The sequence below is a fragment of the Streptomyces sp. NPDC002867 genome (genome assembly GCF_053591895.1).
Genome location: NZ_JBSFUR010000015.1, coordinates 137,690 through 156,408 on the forward strand (window position 1 = coordinate 137,690; position 18,719 = coordinate 156,408).

Below are 18,719 nucleotides of genomic sequence, written 5' to 3' on the forward strand. Positions count from 1 at the left end.
GCGCGGCGGCGGACGGTCCTGGTGGATGCCAGGATCGTCCGCCACATGCCCTCTTCCGCACCCGGCGGTCGGTGACTACGCCGCCGCGTCGAAGCCCGTGTCGCGGGCCATGCGCTTCAGCTCCAGCAGCGCGTGCTTCTCGATCTGACGGATCCGCTCACGCGTCAGGCCGTGCTCCTTGCCGACCTCCGTCAGTGTGCGCTCCCGGCCGTCCTCGATGCCGTACCGCATACGGATGATCGAGGCGGTGCGGTGGTCGAGCCTGCCGATGAGGTCGTCGAGCTCCTCGCTGCGCAGCAGCGTGAGCACCGACTGCTCCGGCGACACCGCCGACGTGTCCTCCAGCAGATCGCCGAACTGGGTCTCCCCGGCGTCGTCCACGGACATGTTCAGGCTGACCGGGTCACGGGCCCAGTCCAGGACGTCGGTGACGCGCTCCGGCGTCGAGCCCAGCTCCTCCGCGATCTCGGCGGCCTCCGGCTCCCTGCCGTTCTCCCTGTTGAACTCGCGCTGGACACGGCGGATGCGGCCGAGCTCCTCCACCAGGTGGACGGGGAGCCGGATGGTGCGGGACTGGTCGGCTATGGAACGGGTGATCGCCTGGCGGATCCACCAGGTCGCGTACGTGGAGAACTTGAAGCCCTTCGCGTAGTCGAACTTCTCGACCGCGCGGACCAGGCCCGCGTTCCCCTCCTGGATCAGGTCGAGCAGGGGCAGTCCGCTGCGTGGGTAGCGCCGGGCGACGGCCACGACGAGGCGCAGGTTGGACCGGATGAAGACATCCTTCGCCCGCTCGCCGGCCGCGGCAAGCGTTTCCAGCTCCTCACGCGTGGCTCCGCCGGCCTTGCTCTCCACCTCTCCGTCGAGGATCTGGCGGGCGTACACACCCGCCTCGATGGTCTGGGACAGCTCGACCTCCTTGGCGGCGTCGAGCAGTGGCGTGCGCGCGATCTCGTCGAGGTACATGCCGACCAGGTCGCGGTCGGCGATCTCCCCGCCCACGGCGCGAACGCTGCTCGCCCTGTCGGTCCCACCTCCGGAGCCGGAGACCTGAGAGGTGTCCCCAGCGTCGGACTGGCGACGGGCGACGGCACGGGTTGCCATGCGAGCTCCCTTGCTGAGTAGGTCACGACACCCTCACGGGTGCCCTGCATCCGAAGGAAACAACGACTGGAATCCGGACAGAATTCCCATCAGGTGCATCGATTTCCGCGATCATGCAGTACCCTGTGCCGCCACGAAGAGGGAGGACGGATGCCGCCGGAGCGCAGGGACGTGCAGGTCAGGGCGGGTGCTGAGGCCGATCTGGTCCCACTCACCGACATCTACAACCACTACGTCCGTGAGACCGCCATCACGTTCGACATCACCGAATTCACCCCCGGACAACGTCGTCCGTGGCTGCACTCCCACCCTGAAGACGGCCCGCACCGCCTCCTGGTTGCGCGGGACGCGGCCCGAGGCGTCCTCGGCTACGCCACCAGCAGCCCCTTCCGCCCCAAGCCGGCCTACTCGACCTCGGTCGAGGTCAGCGTCTACCTCGCGCCCGAGGCCGCCGGCCGAGGCATCGGCACGCTCCTCTACAAGGAGCTCTTCGCGGCGCTCGAGGGCGAGGACGTGCACCGGGCGTACGCGGGCATCGCCCAGCCGAACGAGCCCTCCAACAGGCTCCACGCCCGCTTCGGCTTCCGGCACGTCGGGACGTACGAGCAGGTGGGCCGCAAGCTCGGCCGGTACTGGGACGTGGCCTGGTTCGAGAAGCCTCTGAACTGAGGGGCGACCGGCCTGTGTCGGCGCCTCAGCCGAACTGCACGGAGCGCTTGGCCAGCCCCATCCAGAAGCCGTCGATCACGCTCCGGCCGGTCCCCAGTTCGCCCTGCGCCGCGCCCAGAGTGACGAACAGCGGGGCGAAGTGCTCGGTGCGCGGGTGGGCGATGCGGCCGGCGGGGGCCTTGTTCTCGAAGTCCAGCAGGGCGTCCACGTCGGCGGCGGCCAGCGCCCGCCGCCCCCAGTCGTCGAACTCCGTCGACCAGCCGGGCGTCCCGGCATGCCGCAGCGCGGCCAGGTTGTGGGTGAAGAAGCCGCTGCCGATGATCAGTACGCCCTCGTCGCGGAGCGGGGCGAGCCGCCGCCCGATCTCCAGGAGCTTGCCGGGGTCGAGCGTCGGCATGGAGATCTGGAGCACGGGGATGTCCGCGCCGGGGAACATCTCGACGAGCGGGACATACGCGCCGTGGTCGAGGCCGCGGTCGGGGACGTCCTGCACCGGCGTACCGGCGCGGCGGAGCAACTTACGCACCGACTCGGCGAGTTCGGGTGCCCCGGGAGCCTCGTAGCGCACCTGGTAGTAGTGCTCGGGGAAGCCCCAGAAGTCGTAGACGAGAGGGACGGTCGCGGTCGCGCCGAGCGCGAGCGGAGCCTCCTCCCAGTGCGCGGAGACCACGAGGATCGCCCTGGGGCGCGGCAGGCCGGCGGACCAGGCCGCGAGCTCGCCGGGCCAGAGGGGGTCGTCGGCGAGGGGCGGCGCGCCGTGGGACAGGTAGAGGGCGGGCATGCGCTCCGCGGCGGGGCTGGCGTTCATGGCGGCTGACTCCCGATCTCATTGAACTTTCAAGTTCATCTCACGACACTACTCCTGCGGTCCATTTAGTTCAACTTTCAAGAACAGGGCCGGTACAGTGGGATACATGAACAGGGCATCCATGGGCGACAGCGAGTCCGAGCCGCGCTGGCTGACCGAGGCGGAACAACGCGTCTGGCGTTCCTACCTGCATGCCACCACTCTCTTCGAGGACCATCTCGACCGCCAGTTGCAGCGGGACGCCGGCATGCCGCACGTCTACTACGGCCTGCTCGTCCAGCTCTCCCAGGCACCGCGCCGCCGCCGCAGGATGACCGAGCTGGCGATCGACGCGAAGATCACCCGCTCCCGGCTCTCCCACGCCATCGCCCGGCTGGAGAAGAACGGCTGGGTGCGCCGCGAGGACTGCCCCTCCGACCGGCGCGGCCAGAACGCCGTGCTCACGGACGAGGGTTTCGAGGTCCTCAAGCGGGCGGCGCCCGGGCACGTGGAGGCAGTGCGCCAGGCGATGTTCGACCGGCTCACGCCCGAACAGGTGCGGCAGCTGGGCGAGATCATGCAGGTGATGGCCGAGGGACTCCAGCCGCAGGACACGGGCGCGGACCTGCCCTGGCTGCGCTGAGCGCATCCGGTACACGAGCTCGGCCCGGCACGCGCGCGCTCGCACACGGACAGGGGCCCGGCCCGGGTCGATCACCCGGGCGGGCCCCTGCCGCGCGGCCTCTCGTGTCCGCCTCAGTGGGCGACGACGGGAATCCTGACCTCGTCCTCGACTCCGTCACCCTCGCCCGAACCGGCGGTGGGCGAACCTGCCCCCGGGCGCCCGGAGTTGATGAAGGTCGCGGCGATCGTGGCCGAGACCGCCAGGATGCCGACCGCCCACCAGATCGCGGACGAGAAGCCGTGCACCATGCCCTGGAGCTCCAGGAGCTTCGGGTCGGCCGCACCAGCCGCGTGCGAGGTGATGTACGAGGTCGTGGCGGACGCGGCGATCGTGTTCAGCAGCGCCGTACCGATCGCTCCGCCGACCTGCTGCGAGGTGTTGACCATCGCGGAGGCGACACCGGCGTCGGCCGGGTTCACGCCGTGCGTGGACAGGGACATGGCCGGCATGAACGCCGTACCCATACCGAGGCCCAGCAGCAGCTGCGCGGGCAGGATCAGGCCCGCGTACGAGCTGTCGATCTCCAGCTGCGTCAGCATCAGCATGCCGATGGCGGCCACGACGAAGCCGGGGGCCATCAGCAGCCGCGGCGGCACACGGGTCATCAGCCGGGCGCCGATCTGGGTCGAGCCCGTGATCATGCCCGCGATCATCGGCAGGAAGGCGAAGCCGGTCTTGACCGGGGAGTACCCCTTCACGACCTGCAGGTAGAACGTCAGGAAGAGGAACAGCCCGAACATCGCGATGATCGCGAGGCCCAGCGAGAGGTAGACACCGCCCCGGTTGCGCTCGGTCAGGACGCGCAGCGGCAGCAGCGGGGAGCTGACCTTCGCCTCCGTGACGACGAAGGCGGCGAGCAGCACCGCGGAGGCGACGAACATGGCCACGGTCAGCCCGTCGGACCAGCCGGCGGACTCGGCGCGGGTGAAGCCGTAGACCAGCGCGACCAGACCGAGGGTCGACAGGACGACGCCGGGGATGTCCAGCGACGAGCGGTTGCGCGCGCCTTCCGGCTCGCGGATGACGAGGTACGCGCCGACGGCCGCGATGATCGCGAACGGGATGTTGACGAAGAACGTCCAGCGCCAGTCGAGGTACTCGGTGAGGAAGCCGCCGAGGATGAGGCCGACCGCGCCACCGCCACCGGCGATCGCACCGTAGATGCCGAACGCCTTGGCGCGCTCCTTGGCGTCGGTGAACATCACCGCGAGCAGCGAGAGCGCGGCGGGCGCGAGCAGCGCGCCGAACACGCCCTGCAGGGCGCGGGCGCCGAGCATCATCGCCTCGCCGGTCGCCGCGCCGCCGAGCGCGGAGGCGGCGGCGAAGCCGAGCAGGCCGACGACGAAGGTCCGCTTGCGGCCCCACAGGTCGGCGATGCGGCCGCCGAAGAGCAGCAGACCGCCGAAGGCGAGGGCGTAGGCCGTGATGACCCACTGCCGGTTGGCGTCGGAAATACCCAGGTCCTGCTGGGCAGTGGGGAGCGCGATGTTCACGATCGTCGCGTCGAGGACCACCATCAGCTGGGCGAGGGCGATGAAGACCAGAGCTTTCCAGCGGCTCGGATCCGGCAGGGAGGTGTCAGGTGTTCCGGGTGTTTTCGGCATGGGTTGGCCACCTAAGGAGTACGAGAGGTCACGCGAGGTGCGTCATGGCGTCAAAAGGCCCGCGGGCAAGGGGTCTCGGCGTTGAGACCCCGGAGGCGGGGTGAAGTCATCGGCCGGGTCGGGCCCGGCCCGGCACCACCGGATCGGTTCGCGGCGGTGACCGCGAGGCGAGGGCGATGCCGACATCGGCGCTACGGCGTCAGGAGCTGCTCCGCAGGTCTTCGAGGGTGGCGGCGGCGCCCGGCAGTTCGGAGCGCGCGGGCGCTTCGAGGCCGTCCAGGAACAGCTGCAGATGGCGGTGGACGAACCGGTCCATGTTCAGGCACGCGGTGCCCGGCAGGGGCCGGGTGAGCTGGGAGAGGGCGACCATCAGGTCCCCGACCGCGACGTCACTACGCATCCTGCCCGCCGACTGGGCCCGCTCGACGAGACCGTGCACGGTCTCCTCCAGGAGCTCGCGTCCGGCGTGCAGATCCGGGTGGTCGAAGTCGAAGGCTCCGGAGAGCATCGGGCACAGCGCGCCGATGCGCTCGTCGGCCGCCTCGTGGACGAACCGGCGCAGGGCGGCGAACGGGTCGGCTTCATCGGCCGTCGCCGTAGCCGCCCGCTCGGTGGCGCGGGACATCACAAAGATGACGACCTCGCGGACGAGGACCGCGCGGTCGGGGAAATGGCGGTAGAGCGTGGCGTTGCCGACGCCGGCGCGACGGGCGATCTCGTCGAGCGGGACCTCGGGCCCGTACTCGACGAACATCTCGCGCGCGGCCGAGACGATCCGCTCGCGGTTCCGCAGGGCGTCGGCCCGCGGGCGCGACATGCGGCGCGTTTCGGTGGCGGCGGGACTCACGGCTCCCCTTCCTTCCGGTCTCTGCGGATCCGGCTCCTTTTGCTCGACGGGCCTCGCCGGCTCGCGATGAGCCTCGACGGGCCTCGCCGAAGCGGGGAGCCCTTCCCCGTTTCGCGGGGACACCGGTGCAAACGGGGAGAGGTTCCCCGGTTATTTCCCTCACAGGATGTGACCTGAGTCACTTCTTTCCGGGATGGAACCTGCCGCCCGGAAATACCCACGATCGGACCACCCGGCGCGCGGCCGGCCGGAGGCCGACACAGGCTGACGGACAGAGCGCAGCCAGGGTCCGGCCTGCTGCCGCGGACCCGAAGGCGAACGCATGCAGCAGCCCCGCCCCCGGATACGCACCCGGATACGCACCCGGAGCAGCCACCGCCGGCTCGGAGGGCTCGCCGCGTTCGCCGCCCTCACTCTCGCGGCTCTGGCCACGGCGAGTTCGACGATTCCCGCGCCCTCCAAGGCGTCGGCGGGACCGGTGGCCGCTCCGGACGCTCCCGGGCTCGGGTCCTGCCGCATCCCCTCGGTGTCCGGCGTGCAGATGTCGGAGGGCATACCCACCCCACCCGGCTACACCCGCTCCACCGGCGAGATCAGCGCCCTCAACCTCATGATCGACTTCTCGGACGCCGTGGGCGAGGGGTCGGCGCTCGACCGTCTGGCGGAGTTCTTCCCCCAGACCTCCGAGTGGTTCAGGACCAGCTCGTACGGCCGGCTCAGCTACCGCCCCCACGCCCCGGTGAGCGACTGGCTGCGGATGCCGCTGCCGTTCGCGGCGTACGGGATAGACCGCGGGTCACCGTACGAGCCGGGCTACCGCAAACTCGTCGAGGACCTCGTGAAGGTCGCCGACGCGAAGGTCGACTTCAGCCGGTACGACCTGGTCAACGTGCTCGTCACCCCCAACGCCGGCCCGTCCGCACTCGACACCGTGCTGTCCGTGACCTTCTCCGGCAACGACGAGGCTCCGTACGCGGACGGAGTGCCGCTGGCCAACACGTCCTTCGTCTACAGCCGCCAGGACGACGGCTCGGGATCGTACGCCAGGACCGGGTACCGGGTCCTGCCGCACGAGAACGGCCACGTCTTCGGCCTGCCCGACCTCTACACCGCGGGAGGCGGCGGCGCCGCCGGCCACTGGGACATCATGTCCGAGGACTGGGGCGCCAACAACGACCTGCTGGGCTGGCACAAGTGGAAGCTGGGCTGGCTCGACAACGACCAGGTCCGCTGCGCCTCCGCGCGGGGCACGACGGAGTACGCGCTCACGCCGCTCGCCACCGCCGGCGGCTCCAAGCTGGCGGTCGTGCCGCTGGGCGAGGACAGCGGTTACGCGGTGGAGGTACGGACCCGGGCGGGCAACGACGACGCCGTGTGCGAGCCGGGCGTGCTGATCTACCGGGTCAGGTCGAGCGTGGACACGGGTCAGGGCCCGGTGACGGTGGTGGACAGCCAGTCCGGCAGCGGCGGCTGCACCCGCAGCCCCAACGTCCACGCGGAACTGTCCGACGCGCCCTACCAGCCGGGCCAGACCTTCAGGGACGCCGAGAACGGGGTGCGCATCTCGGTGGTGGGCAAGGAGAAGGGCGACGTGTACCGGGTGCGGATCACCCGCTCCTGAGCCGGCCTCCGATTGCTTCAGGTGGTCCCGAACCCGGCCCTCAGCTCCCGCTTGAGGATCTTGCCCGTCGGATTGCGCGGCAACGGCTCGTCGCGCAACACCAGATGCGCGGGCACCTTGAACGCGGCGAGCGCCTTGCCGACGTACGCCCGCAGCTCCTCCGCATCGGCCGTGGCACCGGGCCGCAGCTGCACGACGGCAGCGACCTCTTCCCCGAGCACCGGATGCGGCACCCCGAGAACGGCGGCGTCGGCGACATCGGGATGGTCGTGCAGGACGCCCTCGACTTCGACGCAGTACACGTTCTCGCCGCCGCGGATCACCATGTCCTTGATCCGGTCGACGACACTGACGCGCCCGTCGCGGACGGTCGCGAGGTCTCCGGTCCTGAACCAGCCGTCGCGGAACGCCTCCGCGGTCGCCCGCTCGTCGCGCCAGTAACCCCGCACGACACCCTGGCCCCGCAGCCACAGTTCGCCGACCTCGCCCTCGGGCAGCGACTCGCCGCCCGGCCCGGCGATGCGGACCTCGACGGCGGGCGCGGGGCGGCCGACGCTGCCGGGGTGCGCGCGATAGGCGTCGCCGAAGTTCGCCAGCACTCCCCCGCTGGTCTCCGTGAGCCCGTACCCGCTGCGCGGCTCGATCCGCCGCCCGTACGCGGCGGTCAGCCGCGCCACCAGGTCCGGCGGTGCGGCGGCCCCGCCGGTGCTCAGATTGGTGAGCGTCTCCAGGCCGGAGCCGGCCCGCTCGGCCGCGTCCAGGAGTTGCAGCGCGGTGGTCGGTACACCGGAGTAGTGGGTGACCCGGTGCCGCTCGACGAGCGCGAGCGCCTTGCCGGCGTCCCACTTGCGCATCAGGACGAGAGCGCCGCCGACGCCCATCATCGCGTAGAGCGTCGTGAAGGCCGCGACGTGGAAGAAGGGGAAGGTCATCAGGGTGACGGGGGCCGCCCCCTGCCCCGGCACCAGTCCGCGCCCGAGCGCGGCGGCCGTGGCGTGGTAGCGCGGATGCACGGTGGCCCCGGCCTGCGCGAGATGCGTGGCGACGGCGCCCTTGGAACGGCCGGTGGTTCCCGACGTGTAGATGATGGTGGCGTCGCTCTCCGCCGCCACGTCCACGGCCGGCGGCCCGGCGAGCGGGTCGGGCGCGTCGAAGTCCTCGTACCGCTCGACCCCTTCGGCGGTCGCGCCGTCGTGGTGGAAGACGACGGTAGGGACGCCGTTCGCCCGCCGCCACGCCTCCACGCGGGGCAGCCGCTCGCCATCGACGAGGAGCACGGCCGGGGTGCAGTCGTCGAGCGCGTACGCGAGCTCCTCCTCGGTCCACCAGGCGTTGAGCGGCACGGCGACGAGTCCGGCCAACTGCGCGGCCCAGAAGGCGATCTGCCACTCGGGGTGGTTGCGCATCGCGATGGCGGCCCGGTCGCCGGGCCGCAGCGCGTGGACGTCGGTGAAGCGGCGCGCGAGGGCGCAGGCGGCGGCGAAGAACTCCCCGTACGTGTACGTCCGGCTCTCGGCGATCAGGAACGGCCGCTCCCCGTAGGCCCACGTGGCCTCGACGAACTCCCGCAGCGTGCGCGGCCCGGCCGCGTACTGCAGCGCACCGTCCTCGCCCCGCACGACGGCGAAGGGCGCGCCGGGCGCGGTGAGCCCGTCGCGCACGGCGTCGGACATCTCGGGCTGCGGCACGGCTCGCCCCTCTCCAAGCGCTCGCTCAGTACGCCGGCGACGCTATGCCGCGCCCTGTACCCCGTCAAGGCCGAGCTGGACCGACGGCACGGGCGTGAGCTGGGGAAAGGGGAATCCCACCGGGCCGGAGAGCTTATCCGCTAGGCTAGGCGCCGGATCTCACGCAGATCCCCGCCTTCGTAGCTCAGGGGATAGAGCACCGCTCTCCTAAAGCGGGTGTCGCAGGTTCGAATCCTGCCGGGGGCACCACAAAATTGCAGGTCAGCACGCTGAAGGCCTTCCAGGGAACCTCTCTGGAAGACCTTCAGGTGTGCAATGGGAACGCCCTGGGAACATTGAAATGCACATTATTCGCACTTCGGACATTCTTTAGTGATCTGACGGCCACCCACGTCTTGACCGCCAGGGGCGCGGCCCGTTCTCGGGGAAATCTGCCCCGGTTCGTCGAGGTGCGACGGCGGGAGTGTCCTGACTCGGGATCAACGCTTCCCCGATCCCGCCCCGAACGGGGCCGGCGGCCATGGCGGAGAGTCGTCCCCCCTGCACAGTGGCGGTACCGAGCCGGAATCTCACCGGGTTCCTCGTTCCGCTGTCGCTTGTCGGCCGGAAGCGTCCCGGAACGACGCGCCACCGTGCCAAGCCCTCGGCTGTGCGGCGAGACACGTGAAGGGATAGGGCGGGTCTACTCCACGGCTCGGCCTGCGGTGCGCATCAGTTCACGGATCTTGTACCCGTAGGTCTCGGCGAGACTTTCCCCGGCGTAGCACAGCACCTCGTCGCCGTCGTAGTCGCCTTCGCAGGCGTCCAGGCCGTCGAGTACGCCGAGGGCCACGGCCTCGGCCGCGTCAGGCATGCCCAGCGCCAGACGGCGACGGACATCGGCCTCGTACTGCTCGATGATCGGCTCGATCAGACGGCTCGCGACCTCGTATACGTCGGTGTACCCGAAGCCCGGGCGATAGCCGGTGCTCAGATGGTGGCTGTCCAGGGTGCGCAGGGCCTGCTCGACCTCGGCCGCCGTCCCCTCCTGAAGGGCGGTCAGTTCGACGCGGGCACGCGGGGCGAGCAAGTGGACGGCCAACTGGTCTGCTTCTGCGCGCAGTTCGGGCCGAGCATCCAGCAGCCGGTCCAGCACCGCGGCCTTCTCCACGGCGGTGAGTGCGTCCAGGGCTTCGCCGGGGGCACAGGGGGTGTCGTCGACGGGTGCGGCGTGCCAGGGCAGGCGCCGTTCGACGGCGTGCAGGGCGAGTGCCACGGCATGCCGGCACAAGCGTCCTGACGCCAGGGCGCACGGGCCGTCGCATTCCGCCGTCAGTTCCCGACCTACGACCTGCACCCATACACCGCGAGCGGCGCCCGAGCCGTCCCGCACCAGGCCGCCGATGCCGCGGGGCTCGCTCTCCGCCTCGATCACCGCACCGTCGGCGAGCAGGGTCCGCCCCTCGGTGACCTCGGTGTCGTCGGCGAACGCGTACACCGTCCCCTCGTCCATGACCACAGCCATGCGGTCATTCAAGCGCACCCCCCGGGAGAGTGGGCGAGCGGGCGGCCCTGGCCACTACGCTCGGTGCGGAGACGGCAACGCCTTCGCGAGCACGAGGTACCGCAGTGGGCAAACGCACCCAGGAACGACGGCGTGCGAAGAAGAAGCAGCGCGATACGCGGCAACGTGCCCGGGCGGAGCAGGAACGGGCCTTCGACGCCGCGTCCGGGTTCGGCGGCTGCGGCGATCCCTTTCTGCGGGGTGGGCGGCGGGCGGCCGGGGCACATCACCTGTCCGCCGTGAGCTGACCGCAGGGAACGGCTGCGACGTTCGCGACCAGCGAGACAGCGATGCCGGTTCGAACACTGGCGGGTTGGCACTTCAAAGGTGCAAGACGGCCTCCACGGTGATCCGCGATCGCGGTGACCACCCCCGCCCACCCCGCCCCGATCCCTGCCCTCGCCACCGTCCCGGGCCAACGCCGGGCACGGACGCACGAATGAAAACACTCTTGAATAAGTCCAGATATAATAAGCGCACCTATCCATGCAGAGGTGTGCCGTGGACAAACCTGCCGAGATGTTCGACCGCGACTTCGAGTGGGCCGAGCTGACCCGCTTCGCCGCCCTGCCCGGCCCGCGCGCCACCCTCGGCGTGGTCTCCGGCCGCCGCCGCCAGGGCAAGACCTTCCTCCTGGACGCCGTCACGCGGGCAAGCGGCGGCTTCATGTTCACCGCCACCGAGACCACCGAAACCGACGCCCTGCGCCAGTTCGGCGAAGCCCTCGCCCGCCACCGCGACCAGCCCACCCCGTTCCGCTTCACCCACTGGGACGAGGCCGTCACCGAGCTCATGCGCATCGCCGACAGGGGCGGCCCCACCATCGCGGTCATCGACGAGTTCCCCTTCCTCGCCAAGGCCTCCCCCGCCCTCCCCTCGATCATCCAACGCGCCCTCGACCCCGCCGCCCAGCACACCAACACCCCCGTACGGCTCCTGCTGTGCGGCTCCGCCCTGTCCTTCATGGGCGGGCTCCTCGCCGGCAACGCCCCGCTGCGCGGCCGCGCCGGCCTGGAACTCGTCGTCCCCACCCTGGACTTCCGCCTCGCCGCCGAGTTCTGGGAGATCACCGACCCGCGCACCGCGCTGCTCACCCACGCCATCGTCGGCGGCACCCCCGCCTACCGCCGCGAGTTCACCCAGGGCGACACCCCCGCCGGGCCCCACGACTTCGACGCCTGGGTCACCCGCGCCGTCCTCAATCCCGCCCGTCCGCTCTTCCGCGAGGCCCGCTACCTGCTCGCAGAGGAACCCGAACTCCACGACACCGCGCTCTACCACTCCGTCCTGGCCGCCATCGCCGCCGGAAACGCCGCACGCGGCGGCATCGCCGACTACCTCGGCCGCAAGTCCACCGACCTCGCCCACCCGCTCAGCGTCCTCCAGGACGTCGGCATGATCACCCACGAGGCCGACGCCTTCCGCCGCAACCGCTCCGCCTACCGCATTGCCGAACCTCTCATCGCCTTCTACCACGCGGTCATGCGCCCCGCCTGGGGCGATCTGGAACGCCCCGGACGCGCCCCCGCCGTCTGGCGCCGCGCCCAGTCCACCTTCCGTAGCAAGGTCGTCGGCCCGCACTTCGAACAGGTCTGCCGCGAATGGGCCCGCTGGCACGCGTCCCTCGCAACCCACGGCGGGCAGGTCACAAGGGTCGCCAGCGGGACCGTCAACGATCCTGCCGCGAAGACCAGCCACGAAGTCGACGTCGCAGTCCATGGCGAGACCGACAGCGGCCGCGAAACACTACTCGCCATCGGCGAAGCCAAATGGAACGACGTCATGGGAAAGGGCCACCTCGAACGTCTCCAGCGCATCCGTGCTCTCCTCACCGCACGCGGGACCGCCACCGACGTCACCCGGCTGCAGTGCTACAGCGGCACCGGCTTCACCGACGAACTGCGCCACCTCGCCGAGAACGACCCCGCCATCCAGCTGATCGATCCAGTTCGCCTCTATCACGGCGACTGACCCGGTCGCAGTCACCGCCCCTGCACCGGGAACATGACCTCCACCATTACCGGCGTCCCGGAGAGCCTCAGCTCACGCTCATTCTTAGTCTGCTGACCTGTGGTTGACCGGCAGGCGTTGGGTGAAGGTCTTGCCGCCGTCGCAGGATTCGTAGACGCCGTCCTGGGTTGCGATGAGGAGTCGGTTGGCGTCGACGGCCTTCCAGGTCTTGCCTGCGTCGGTGCTCTTGATCAGGCCGCGGTTGGCGTGGTCGCCGCTGTCTTCGGCGGGGACCGCTGCCGAGGAACGTCTTGGGGCCGGCGATGGTGAAGCCCATGTAGTTCGGCGGTGTCGCTGACCCGCTGGGAGGAGCCGTCGTCCGCCACGGCGATGACGCCCTCGTGCGTGGGACGTCTCCGAGCCTGTGGTGCCATCACCGGAACCGCCTGTGCAGGCGGTCAGAACGGCCGCGAGTAGAGCGGCGGCGGCAGCTGTAGCGGAAACGGGCACGGAGGGCGCACGACGCGAACGGCGTGATCCACATCGAGTCTCCGGTCAAGGCCACCTTCTCCCTCGGTCAGTTCATGACCGACGTGAACTTGTGCCTCCCGGCTCCCCGGTCCGGCTGGTTCACTTGGCGACTCACGGTGGCGGTCACATCTCGTTCAGGTCGGTGACTGAAGCGTTACGCCCAGACCGTGGTGAGTGCCGCGACGAGGTTGGTGTCGGCCGGTGCCGCAGGCCACCATTCGCCCTCGTCGTCCCGGAGGTGGGATACCAGCACTGTCATGGCCGCCCGGTGTCACCCCGCGGGTCGCTAGTGTTGCCCCATGAGCGTGTTGGACACGGCCGAGCTTGAGGCCATGATCGAAGAGGCGACTGTCGATGCCTACAACGAGGACGAGCAGCTGACCGGTCTGTTCACCATGCTTGAGGAATACCTCTGCCTGCCCTTCACCACCGCGGTTCTCGGCGTCGAGGTAACCGTGGACGGCCTCGACCTCACGCCGGACGGAAGGATCGTCGCCCTGTGCTCTCGCGGCGGCATGCGGCAATCGATCGGAATCCTGGAGCTGCCGTTGCCCAGCCCGGCGCCCGAGGGTGCGGAGTGGATCGAGGCGTACCGTCACTGGGCCGGTTGAGGTCGGGCACCTCACACCCCACGCGGAACCGGCTTGCCTGAGAGGGCTGAACGTGGCTGACGCCGTACATGGCACGCAGCAGGGCGCTGGCGAACCATCGCTGACCGACCTCATCGAGCGCAGTGCCGAGTTGAAAGGGCAGCTTGTCGCCTTCGGGCAGAGCACCCGCTTTGACCGGTGGCTGACGCCCCTCCTGCTTGAGGCCGCAGGGCCTGAGCGGCAGCTGGACGAGGGCGAGGCGATCCGGATCATCGACCAATTCATCCTGCGGTACCGCCTGCCGGACGGTGCGACCGTGGTGGACCGGTTCGTCGCCGGACGGAAGGACTTGACCGCGGTCGACCGGGAGATGCTGCTCGGCTGGAGCGACCCCGTCGAGGGAATCTTCGAGATCCAGCGCAAGGAAAAGGACGCCGTCGTCCTGCTGAACCTGGTCGACGACCTGGAGTACCGCACGTACTCGAATGTTGGGCAGGCGGCGTTCCGTGGCATGTCCAAAGGAGGATTTCTCCACACCTGCCTGGTACCCGTGCACTCGGCCGGCGGGGCGTGGCTGGTATCCGGGGCGATGACGAGCTACCCCAAGTCCAGTGCCACCGAGATCGCCCAGGCCGCTCTCCACCTGGCCACCAGCCAACCCGAACTGGTCTTCCGCAACCCCGAGAAGCTCGAGCAGGGATGGCAGCGGATGCGGGAGGACCGGGCCGCGTTCATCGAGTTCTGCGGCGGCGATGAACTGGTCCTTCCGCCTACCGAAGCCGAGGACCTGCTCAACGCCTACTACCGCCACCGCCAAGAGGCAGCCGTCGCCGGACAGCCCGACCGTGCCCGGGGCAGGCGGCTGTCTGACCTGGACCTGCCGTTCTTCGAGCTGCCGCGAGAACTCGCGGATTCGCACACCATCGGCGTCATCTATGACCAGGTCGACGGGCTCAACTTCTACGCGGAATACGGCATGTTGCGAGACCTCTTCGCGGACCCGGTGCGCGCGAGCCGTGGGCAGCATCAGGACCTGTTGCGCACGTACCTGCGCGAGGGGTCGATTGCGCCACTGCCGATCTGCCGACTCGCCGCCGCGCACCCGGAGACAGCCGACGCGGTGTTCCGGAAGCTGCTGCGGAAGCCCGGATTCACCTGGAGCGAGCACGGTGAGGCGCTGCTGCGCCGACGCAAGCCCTGGTACTACGCGAACGAGCCCCGCCCTGGTGTCTCCGTAATCGGCGACCGCCTCGGCGCGCTCCTCACCGGCCGCCGGTAGCCACCGTTCACACGGCAGCGACTGCTGCACAACACTGCCCGTTCTCCGTCCAAGCCGTGTTTCGGGAGCCCAGTGGGTGAGGGTGAAAGCTGAGTTGACGAGAGTACCCGCGTCCGGCTCATCGCCATCTGAGCGGACAACTGCGCGCCGACCGAAGAGAATCTTCGCAGCTCACGCTGCGATAGGCGAAAAAGGGCTTGACTGATGTGAACTTGTGCCTCCCGGCGGTCGTCATCGTCGCCCTTTTGGGGCTGTGGGCCGCGACGGTGACGCCCGTGGGGCCGCCGTGGCGCCAGGCGCCGGGTGAGGCCGATGAAAGCGGTTGGTTTGGTGCCGGAGTTCTGGATCAGGTGATGGAACCACTCGGGTTCGGGGGTGCTCGCGGCGCTGTGTACGGCGCCCCTGGGGCGGTGCAGGCTCGGGGTGTCGCCTTCCAGGCGATGGGCGGCGCGTGTGGCGGTGTCGACCATGAGGCGTTCCAGGGCTGTGGCGCGGGCCGCTGCCGGGCGGCGGGGCGACCGGCAGCGCGGCGGCGCGGGGAGGCCGGGCAGGCCGGGGGGCGCTCAGCCAGGGCGGCCCCAAGGCCCATGCGGACTTTGGCATAGGAGAGAGCCAGTCAACTGACCTGCGGAAACGGCCACTGGCTCAACTCCCGGGCCAAGGGAGCAAGCCTGTCGCCCCTCCCAAAGCATCAGCGGTGCTCAACGGAACCCGACTGGGCGACAGAGCTGCGTAGACACTCCCGCCGACTCTCGAAGACCCTTCCCAAGGCCTCAGTTGGGAACCTGATGGGAACAGCAGGACAAAGAAAGCCCGCGAAGGATCGTGAAAGATCACTCCCCCATCTTTCCTCATGAGGACGTTGACCTGGGAAAACAGCGAAACATCAGGCCGGACAAGGCAAGACGAGTAACCTCGTGATCATGCTCCTAAAGCGGGTGTCGCAGGTTCGAATCCTGCCGGGGGCACAGCACTAAGGGCCAGTTCAGAGGGGCGATTCCCTCGAGCTGGCCCTTTGCCATGATCGCGGCTGTGCCACGCACGTGCCACTAGGACTCCGCGTCGCCCTGTCTCTGGCGGATCATGGCTCCTAGCCGGTCGGCGATGGCCCGGTCCCGGTCGGCGGTCATGTGCTGGTAGATCAGTGCGGCCCGAGCCGTGCTGTGTCCCATGCGGGTCATCAGCTCTCGGGTACTGGCCCCGGCTGCGACCAGGGTATTCCCGGTATGTCGAAGATCGTGGAAGTGGACGTCACCAGAGATGCCCGCCTTCTTGCGTGCCTTGATCCAGTCGTCCCGGAAGTTGCTGCGGCGGAGTCGGCCACCCTGGGGCCCGAGGAAGACATGGCCATCCCGGCCGGCACCGGCGTAGTGCTCCAGGTGCTCGGTCACGTCGGCCAGGATCTCGTCCGGAAAGGCAACGGGCCGGACGCCAGCCGCCGACTTCGGAGCCTTGTCGAAGAGCTTGCCGTCCTGCATCTCCGCTTGTGCCCGCTGGACCAGGACCACGCGCCCGGCGACGTCGATGTCCCGGCGGCGGTGCGACGCCAGCTCACCGAACCGCAAGGTGGTGAAGGCGGCCAGCAGTACGAGCAGGCGGTACCGGGGTGCGATGGCATCGGCCACGGCGTACACCTCGGCCACTGTCAGCACCGGACGCTCGGGCACGTCGTACCGGTCGGCGCCCTTCATCCGGCAGGGGTTGCGGCGGATCAGTTCGTCATCAACGGCCGTGTTCATCATGGCTCGAAGGATCTGATACGCCTTGACGACAGTGGGTTCTCCCACGCCAGCGGCGAGCAGGTTGCCGCGCCAGGCCCGGACCTGAGACGTGGTGACGTCGGCCAGAGTCCCAGCGCCGAATGTCGGCTTGATGTGCAGCCTGATTACGGCCTCGTTCCGCTCTCTGCTCCGGTCAGCCAGCTTGCGGTCCCGCAGCCATGCGTCCGCGTACTCAGTGAAGGAAACGGCTCCCTTGTCGGGGTCGTCCCACTGCCCGCGCGAGATGTCGGCCTCGATGTGCGTCAGCGCCACCTCGGCGTCAGTCTTGGTCGCGTAGGTCTGTTCAGCGCTGCGGAGCTGTCCGTGGCAGGGTCGCGGTACCGAGCCTGCCATCGTCCCGACTTGAGCTGTCGGACAGAGCCGAAGCGTCGACGGTTGCCCTTCTTGTTGGCCATCAGGCGGCCCTCCGCAGGCCAGACCGCCGGATCGTCACCGGCTCGACGGTGTTAGCCGTAACGAAGGCGGTAACGGCACTTCCGGGGATGCGGACGTGTCGGCCGACTTTGACGAAGGTGATCCGGCGTTCCTCGATGAGTCGCCGGGGAAACCGGACGGTGGTGCCGAGGAGCTGGGCTACCTGCTCCACGGTGAGCAGCTGGTCGGTCATGAGCAGTCTCCTTCCGTGGTGTCGGGTGTGAGTGAGGCGGCGAGCCCTTCCTCGCCGCGGGTGAGTCCGGTTCCGGCGAAGGCCCAGTGGGCGAGGACGAGGGTGGTGTCGTCGTCGCCCTGGTCGGCCGGCACGGTGGTGTCGTCGCCGCGGGCGATGGCGGCTTGCAAGCGTCGCCATTCGGCGCGGGCGGTGCGGAGTGCGCCGAGGGTGGTGGAGTAGCGGCGGGTCTTGGTGGAGAAGTGGCCGCGGAAGCCGAGCATGTGGGCCCAGGCGCGGAGCCGGAGGTCTTCCAGGTCTTTGCGGGCGCCGAGGGTCCAGGCGGTGCGGATGAGTCGGCGGGCGTGTTCGGGGATGGACTTGCGGCCGAGTTCGGCGAGGAACTTGATTGGGCGGTCGAGGGTGCCAGTCGCGGTCTCGGCTCCCTTCGTTGCGTACTTGGCGATGTAGGCGGCGACGGCGCGTTCGGTGAGCTCGGTGCCGCCGTCGAAGTCGGCGGAGCGGATCGGGCGGATGTCGAGCTGGGTGCCGAAGGCGAAGGTGTGGGCGCGTCCGTCGACGACGGGGCCGGGCACGTCAGCAGCAGCGGCGGCGGCGCGAATGGCGTCGGCGAGGAGTTCGGCGGTGGCCCAGGCCGGGGGCGGGGTGTCGCCGCCGTCAGGGCCGTCGAGGCGGATCACGGCGTGGAAGTGGACGGCCCCGCGGCGCTGGTACTCGGCGACCTTGGCGAAGGAGACGCGAGCGTGCTCCTTGAAGGCGCGCTGCGAGAGCCCGGCACGCTTGGCGACCTCACGGCGCAGGTAGATGGAGAACCGGGCCCAGATCTTCGAGGCATGCGCGTTCCACAGCACGGCCGCTTCGTAGTCATAGCGTTCAGGGGGAGGGCAGCTTCTCGCCGGGCTTGAGCCTGCCCGTGGCCACCCACTCTCGGATCGTGCGGTAGACCCGCTCCGACTTCGGTCCCATCCCTTGAGCCCACTCCCTGATGTCATCAGCTGGCGCGGACCAGCGTAGCCGTGCGGACCGACCGCCAACAGGTGACGATCACGTGCCCAGGGCCGCTGGGGAGGCAGTGAGTAGAAATCTTCTCTACGAGTTCAAGGCTCCTCGCTCCGCTCGTCGCGCGCTCCCCGGCTCACCGCCGGGGCCCGACGCTCCTAATGGCGCCGTAAGACGCTTGGCGGTGTCTCATGGCCGAGCGTCTTTGGGCGGGTCGGCATGTGGTGATCCGTAGTCGCTCCTGAGGCTTGACCTCTCAAGACAGAGCCGGCCCCCGTGCCTACTTGTCCAGTTCAGCATCGCGGGGGTGGCGGGGCCGGCCCGCGCGGGACGAAGGCAGGCAGTCCCTGGCACGCCCGGCGCGCAGCCCGCGGGCGACCGCACAGCAGCCGGCTCCGGCGCGGATGCCGAGGCGCCCGACGCGGACGGGGCGG

Annotated in this window: 15 protein-coding genes, 1 tRNA gene, 2 pseudogenes and 1 riboswitch; of the genes and pseudogenes, 8 read left to right on the forward strand and 10 right to left on the reverse strand. The window is 69.7% G+C overall.

Features of this window, described 5'->3' with window-relative positions; translation table 11 throughout:
- Positions 1–75 precede the first annotated feature (75 nt).
- On the reverse strand, positions 76–1,104 hold the full coding sequence (locus tag ACWD0A_RS17280; protein WP_451298876.1) for a sigma-70 family RNA polymerase sigma factor: 1,029 nt from the start codon (positions 1,102–1,104) through the stop codon (positions 76–78).
- Positions 1,105–1,254: 150 nt separating this feature from the next.
- Between ACWD0A_RS17280 and ACWD0A_RS17285 the strand changes: the two genes are divergently transcribed.
- Entirely contained in the window at positions 1,255–1,773 is a 519-nt protein-coding gene (locus ACWD0A_RS17285) for an N-acetyltransferase family protein (protein WP_451298878.1), read from the forward strand.
- Positions 1,774–1,798: 25 nt separating this feature from the next.
- On the opposite strand, the gene ACWD0A_RS17290 is transcribed toward ACWD0A_RS17285, so the two are convergent.
- Positions 1,799–2,581 carry a dioxygenase family protein gene (locus tag ACWD0A_RS17290; protein WP_451298880.1) on the reverse strand — a complete coding sequence of 261 codons (783 nt, stop codon included), beginning with the start codon at positions 2,579–2,581 and terminating at the stop codon, positions 1,799–1,801.
- 106 nt (positions 2,582–2,687) lie between these two features.
- Here ACWD0A_RS17290 and ACWD0A_RS17295 point away from each other — a divergent pair, with 106 nt between their 5' ends.
- Complete coding sequence (locus ACWD0A_RS17295) at positions 2,688–3,203, forward strand: MarR family winged helix-turn-helix transcriptional regulator (RefSeq protein WP_256356143.1); 516 nt, start codon at positions 2,688–2,690, stop codon at positions 3,201–3,203.
- Between the two features lie 113 nt (positions 3,204–3,316).
- Here ACWD0A_RS17295 and ACWD0A_RS17300 read toward each other — a convergent pair whose 3' ends face one another.
- Positions 3,317–4,849, reverse strand: coding sequence for an MFS transporter (locus ACWD0A_RS17300; RefSeq protein WP_451298882.1), 1,533 nt, complete (start codon positions 4,847–4,849; stop codon positions 3,317–3,319).
- Positions 4,850–5,048: 199 nt separating this feature from the next.
- Positions 5,049–5,666, reverse strand: coding sequence for a TetR/AcrR family transcriptional regulator (locus tag ACWD0A_RS17305; RefSeq protein WP_451298910.1), 618 nt, complete (start codon positions 5,664–5,666; stop codon positions 5,049–5,051).
- Between the two features lie 352 nt (positions 5,667–6,018).
- On the opposite strand from ACWD0A_RS17305, the gene ACWD0A_RS17310 reads away from it, so the two are divergent.
- Entirely contained in the window at positions 6,019–7,317 is a 1,299-nt protein-coding gene (locus ACWD0A_RS17310) for a M6 family metalloprotease domain-containing protein (protein ID WP_451298884.1), read from the forward strand.
- A gap of 17 nt (positions 7,318–7,334) precedes the next feature.
- On the opposite strand, the gene ACWD0A_RS17315 is transcribed toward ACWD0A_RS17310, so the two are convergent.
- Entirely contained in the window at positions 7,335–8,990 is a 1,656-nt protein-coding gene (locus ACWD0A_RS17315) for a class I adenylate-forming enzyme family protein (RefSeq protein WP_451298912.1), read from the reverse strand.
- A 188-nt stretch (positions 8,991–9,178) separates the two neighbouring features.
- Between ACWD0A_RS17315 and ACWD0A_RS17320 the strand changes: the two genes are divergently transcribed.
- Positions 9,179–9,254, forward strand: a tRNA-Arg gene (locus ACWD0A_RS17320).
- 212 nt (positions 9,255–9,466) lie between these two features.
- A riboswitch (cobalamin riboswitch) is annotated at positions 9,467–9,609 on the reverse strand.
- Positions 9,610–9,687: 78 nt separating this feature from the next.
- On the opposite strand, the gene ACWD0A_RS17325 is transcribed toward ACWD0A_RS17320, so the two are convergent.
- On the reverse strand, positions 9,688–10,509 hold the full coding sequence (locus ACWD0A_RS17325) for a hypothetical protein (RefSeq protein ID WP_451298886.1): 822 nt from the start codon (positions 10,507–10,509) through the stop codon (positions 9,688–9,690).
- Positions 10,510–10,613: 104 nt separating this feature from the next.
- Here ACWD0A_RS17325 and ACWD0A_RS17330 point away from each other — a divergent pair, with 104 nt between their 5' ends.
- The 4 genes from ACWD0A_RS17330 (at position 10,614) to ACWD0A_RS17345 (ending at position 14,898) form a co-directional block, all read left to right on the forward strand.
- Complete coding sequence (locus tag ACWD0A_RS17330; RefSeq protein ID WP_451298888.1) at positions 10,614–10,796, forward strand: hypothetical protein; 183 nt, start codon at positions 10,614–10,616, stop codon at positions 10,794–10,796.
- A gap of 271 nt (positions 10,797–11,067) precedes the next feature.
- The gene (locus ACWD0A_RS17335; RefSeq protein WP_451298914.1) at positions 11,068–12,519 is read left to right on the forward strand and encodes an AAA family ATPase; all 1,452 of its coding nucleotides are present in this window, start codon (positions 11,068–11,070) and stop codon (positions 12,517–12,519) included.
- Between the two features lie 809 nt (positions 12,520–13,328).
- A complete protein-coding gene (locus ACWD0A_RS17340) occupies positions 13,329–13,640 on the forward strand; it encodes a hypothetical protein (protein WP_451298890.1) in 312 nt (103 codons plus the stop codon).
- Between the two features lie 52 nt (positions 13,641–13,692).
- A complete protein-coding gene (locus ACWD0A_RS17345) occupies positions 13,693–14,898 on the forward strand; it encodes a hypothetical protein (RefSeq protein WP_451298892.1) in 1,206 nt (401 codons plus the stop codon).
- Positions 14,899–15,947: 1,049 nt separating this feature from the next.
- Here ACWD0A_RS17345 and ACWD0A_RS17350 read toward each other — a convergent pair.
- The 4 genes and pseudogenes from ACWD0A_RS17350 to ACWD0A_RS17365 all read right to left on the reverse strand — a co-directional run bounded on the left by ACWD0A_RS17350 (position 15,948) and on the right by ACWD0A_RS17365 (position 18,252).
- A pseudogene (locus tag ACWD0A_RS17350) lies at positions 15,948–17,074 on the reverse strand (tyrosine-type recombinase/integrase).
- The gene (locus ACWD0A_RS17355; protein WP_451298894.1) at positions 17,074–17,286 is read right to left on the reverse strand and encodes an excisionase family DNA-binding protein; all 213 of its coding nucleotides are present in this window, start codon (positions 17,284–17,286) and stop codon (positions 17,074–17,076) included. The pseudogene ACWD0A_RS17350 and the gene ACWD0A_RS17355 overlap by 1 nt, the downstream one beginning before the upstream one ends.
- Positions 17,283–18,164, reverse strand: a pseudogene (locus ACWD0A_RS17360) (replication initiator); the annotation flags it as partial. The gene ACWD0A_RS17355 and the pseudogene ACWD0A_RS17360, both read right to left, overlap by 4 nt.
- Complete coding sequence (locus ACWD0A_RS17365) at positions 18,160–18,252, reverse strand: GntR family transcriptional regulator (RefSeq protein ID WP_451298916.1); 93 nt, start codon at positions 18,250–18,252, stop codon at positions 18,160–18,162. The pseudogene ACWD0A_RS17360 and the gene ACWD0A_RS17365, both read right to left, overlap by 5 nt.
- Positions 18,253–18,719: the final 467 nt, after the last annotated feature.